Origin of the sequence: Sulfitobacter sp. (genome assembly GCF_041552635.1) — a bacterium.
Lineage (GTDB): Bacteria > Pseudomonadota > Alphaproteobacteria > Rhodobacterales > Rhodobacteraceae > Sulfitobacter.
The window spans coordinates 1-4,358 of the sequence record NZ_JBFEKM010000242.1; the positions used below are offsets into that span (position 1 = coordinate 1).

At 52.5% G+C, this 4,358-nt stretch carries 2 protein-coding genes and 1 pseudogene; all 3 read right to left on the minus strand.

The annotated features are described in order from the left end of the window. Positions 1-1,529: 1,529 nt before the first annotated feature. Positions 1,530-2,012, minus strand: a pseudogene (gene tssB / locus ABYT07_RS19230) (type VI secretion system contractile sheath small subunit); the annotation flags it as partial. After that, positions 2,009-2,878, minus strand: coding sequence for an ion transporter (locus ABYT07_RS19235; RefSeq protein ID WP_372993630.1), 870 nt, complete (start codon positions 2,876-2,878; stop codon positions 2,009-2,011). The pseudogene tssB and the gene ABYT07_RS19235, both read right to left, overlap by 4 nt. 27 nt (positions 2,879-2,905) lie before the next feature. Beyond that, positions 2,906-3,838: a hypothetical protein gene (locus ABYT07_RS19240; protein WP_372993631.1), complete on the minus strand. Its 933-nt coding sequence runs from the start codon at positions 3,836-3,838 to the stop codon at positions 2,906-2,908. Positions 3,839-4,358 lie beyond the last annotated feature (520 nt).

The window sequence follows — 4,358 nt, forward strand, 5'->3', positions numbered from 1 at the left end:
TCCGCCGCGTCCAAGCCACCTAGAATTTTGTCAAGATCATCTGCCGCGTCCGCAACTTCGGGTGCGTCCAAATCGCCCAAGATATCGTCCAGAGAACTCTCGTCGCTGGCCTCCTCTGCCACGTCCAGCCCGCCGAGAATGTCGTCAAGGTCATCAGCCGCTTCCGCAACTTCGGGTGCATCCAAATCGCCCAAGATATCGTCCAGAGAACTCTCGTCGCTGGCATCCTCCGCCGAGTCCAGACCACCTAGAATATCGTCAAGATCATCCGAAGCTTCTGCAACTTCGGGGGTATCGAGTCCGGCCAGAACGTCATCCAGTTCAGTGCCTTCAGCTAGTTCCGCAGTTGGTGCGTCAAGACTTTCAAGGATTGCGTCCGACGAGTCCTCTTCGGGTGCCGCCTCTACGTCGGCGATGTCGCCAAGGATGTCGTCAATGTTTTCTTCGGCGGCTGTCGCTGGTGTGGGGGCATCCAAATTGGCCAGAACATCGTCCGCAGCATCATCGTCGTTTTCCGCGTCAACATGGGCATCCGCCATATCACCGAGCACATTGTCAAAACTGTTCGTCTCTTCTGCGGCAGGCTCAGGGGCCTCCATCCCGGCAAGAATGTCATCTGCCGATGTATCATCAGGCGCATCAACGACGGGGTTGGCTGCAATATCGCCCAGGATATCATCCAAACTTTCGCCGTCTTGATCCGCATTCGCCGGAACAGCATCAATGCTAGCAAGAATATCATTTGTGGCAACAACATCATCGCCCATATCAGCCGGAGCCGCTTCGATACTTGCCAGAACGTCGGCGACATCATCGGTTTTCTCTTCAGCAGGCGCATCAAGGCTGGCCAAAATATCATTGGTGTCATCAGCGGCGACGGTATCCTCTTGACGTTCAAGCCCCGCAAGAATGTCCGACGTAGTATCCTGATCAGGGGCCAAAGGTGTCGTCGTATCCGCCAGACCGGCCAAGACATCCGAAGTTATGTCAGTTTCTTGCACGGGCGCGACATCGGCAATGCCGCCTAGGATGTCATCCCTTGTGTCAGTGTCTGCGGTTTGTTCAGGGGCCTCGTTCAGGGAACCCAGAATATCGGCGACATCGTCCGTTTCAGGAGTGTCTTCGATCCGGTTGATGCCGGCAAGAACGTCGCCGGATGTGTCGTCCGGCGCGACCTCTTCAACCCGCACCATACCAGACAGAACCGCCCCGGCTTCGTTTGACGGTGGCGTATCCACGGTTTCGCTGCGGGAAATCCCCGATAGAACGGCGTCAGCGGTTTCTGTTTCGGCTTGTTCAATCACAGGTGCCGCACGCAATGCATCCAGCGCCGATGCCTGTTCATCAATTTCTTCTGTCTCGGGGGGGGGCTGCAAGCTGCCCAACACATCGGACACGGACGTATCTTCGGCCTGTTCAACTGGGGGCTGCGCGGCCAAAGATGCAAGCGCCGCATCGGTGCTATCCTTTTGGGCCGTGTCCGCTGGCAACGCCGCGCGCAAACTGTCCAGGGCTGCGTCGACATCTGCCGCGGTTTCCGACGATCCCGAAACCGCGCCCAACAAAGCAGGTTCAGAGAGCAGCTTTTCAATCAGCGTTTCGGCACCCGGTTTGCCATCCATATAGGTCATCAAATCTGACAACCGGCGTCTGGCCTCCAGCAAGGGGCGCAAGGCGTCGACATTTTCGGCAATGGCTTCGGGGGTGAAATCGCCCATCTTGGTAAAGGTCAGATCAACGGCAAGGTTCCCATCACCAGTCAGGGTATTGGGAACCGAAAATTGCGCTTTTGGGGCAATAGCCGCCATCCGGTCGTTGAAATTATCAACATCAATTTCCAGAAACTTCCGGTCCGCCACGGGTGGGGTCGCGGATTTGCCCGACAGATCGGACATGACCCCCATGACAAACGGCAATTGCACCTTCTTTTCGGCACCATAAAGTTCAACATCATATTCGATCTGAACCCGAGGGGCGCGATTTCTGGCAATAAATTTCTGACTGCTGCTCATGATTTACCCTCACGCTCGGCGCGCAATTCACTGCGCAAGGCACGTATCTCTTCATGCAGAGAAAGCACTTGCGTCGACACTTCATCGGTTTCTTCGCGCACCAGTTCACGCAACTTCTCGAACTCGGCTTCTGTCTCGTCCTCAACGGCGGATTGCATTGTGTTCACCAACAAACCAATGAAAAGATTCAGCACCGAAAACGAAGTGATGACAATGAATGGAACAAAAAAGACCCATGCGGTTGGATACACCTCCATCACGGGGCGCACGATTCCCATGGACCACGATTCAAGGGTCATGATCTGGAACAGGGAATATAATGACCGCCCTAGCGTGCCGAACCATTCATCAAAGGCGACACCGTACATAATCGTCGCCATTACGCCAAAGACGTAGAACACAATCGAAATCATTACGATCACGGCACCCATGCCCGGCAAGGCATCCAAAAGCGCCTGAACAACTGCGCGCATTTGCGGTATGACAGAAAGTAGACGCAGCGCGCGAATGACGCGCAACCCCCGCAGCGCTGACAGCCCCGCCGTTTGGGGAAGCAAACCAACCCCAACCACCAGCAGGTCGAAAATATTCCACGAATTTCGGAAAAAGTTTAGCCGGTAGGCGTATAGCTTCAAGACCAGTTCGATGACGAAGACGCTTAGGACAACCTTGTCGATCAAGGCCAGCAGATCCCCACTATGGATCTGCACCCATTTCGATGTTCCCACGCCAAGGGTGATGGCGTTGAAAATGATCAACGCCAAAATCCCCAGATGAACGCGCGGCTGTTCCAAGAACTGACGCAGCCGTTCCCGGTGCCCTGTAGACACATCGGATGTGTCCATATCTTTCGTGGTATCGGTCATTTTTTCCCCATCAAGCAGGCCACCGGCTTACTTGAGATCTTTCTCGATTCTCTTCCATTGGCCTTCCAAAGCCTTCATCGCCAGAACGGTTTTGTTGCCTGTCGCCTGCAAACCCATCACGTTGTTGAAGTCTTTCTTGAAGCCACCGGCACTCTTATCATCCAGCGTGCCTTTACTAAGCACGTCTGCATAGCTTGTCAGGACATCCTCAAGCTTGTCCATATCCGCATCAAGCTTTTGCAATTGCGGATGCAGTTCCTTCTTCATGATCTGCTCGCCAAACTTTGCAAGCTGACCGTTGTCATGACCCTTAAGCTTTTTCCCTGTATCCAAAAGGAATTTCGCAACATTTTGCGCATCTTTGCCAGTGCCTTTCAGATCATCAATCGCCGTTTTGATGTTTTTCTCAGCATCCTTCATGGCGGCATCTTTATCTTTGGCACCTTCCCACTTTTTGATGCTATCCAACCCGGTCTGCGCGTGTTTTTTGAACAACCCTTCAACGGAAAGTGTGTTGAGCTTAGCCATCGTTTTCTTACCCAAGGCGATACCGGCCTGCGCTTCGCCTTTACCCGATGCGAGTTCATCAAGTGCTTCACTGCATTTGTCCTGAATGCGCGCAATGACGTCATCCAAAGCCCCTTCAAGGCCTTTTAACATCGCTTTTTGTTCTTTAGGGGAACGCGTGCCTTCAGTCTTTTTCTTGATGTCGCTAATCCGGTTTGCCAGCAATTGCATCTCGGTGCGCACCAGTCCCTCCATGGCTTTGGCAAGCTTGCCTTCATTCCACTTTTTTGGGTTCAGATCGATCTTTTCCTGATAAACGATAGGCTTGGCAAATACCTTCTTGACGTCTTTATCAGTATTCATCCATGCTCTGATCTCGGGCTTGATCTCCTTTGACTTTAACGGTGCAAGGCTCAGCTTTGCATTCATCGTTTTTGTGCCGTCGGCTGCCATGGTAATGCTCCTCGTTTATATTGCGGAAATTACGGTCTAAAAATTGATATCGGCGGTGGTGATTAAATTTGACGCCATTCCCAGACAAAGAAATCTTAGCTGAGAACGTTTTTCTAAAAGAGTTGTTCGCGTTCTTTGTCGCGACAACGACGCCGGTTCGGTACGATTTCGTGGCTAATTTCTTGTCGGTATTTGTAACATTGCGCCAAGAGTCGAAGTCGCTTGATAGTAAGTTTCGCGATCTGCATCTGTCAATCAATGCTGCGCTGTCCTTTCTCCTGCACAATATCGTTAAACGGCATTCCAAACCCGCAAATTTTGTCGAAGGCGCATAGGGAAAATACACCTACGCGCCTTGTTTGTTTTCGTCTTTAGCGCCGCGCTTGCGATCCAACGGCGGCATTCTAAAAAAGACCCTAGCCCTTATTCGAAACTATAGGTGAATTCGTGATCCTTGGCGTCGATGGCGACTTTCTCGATCGTGCCGCCTTCCATCATCCGGCGCAAGAATTCCGCCGAA

Coding starts and splice junctions, on each gene's coding strand:
- ABYT07_RS19235 (WP_372993630.1), bottom strand. CDS start 2,878: ATGACCGATACCACGAAAGATATGGACACATCCGATGTGTCTACAGGG.
- ABYT07_RS19240 (WP_372993631.1), bottom strand. CDS start 3,838: ATGGCAGCCGACGGCACAAAAACGATGAATGCAAAGCTGAGCCTTGCA.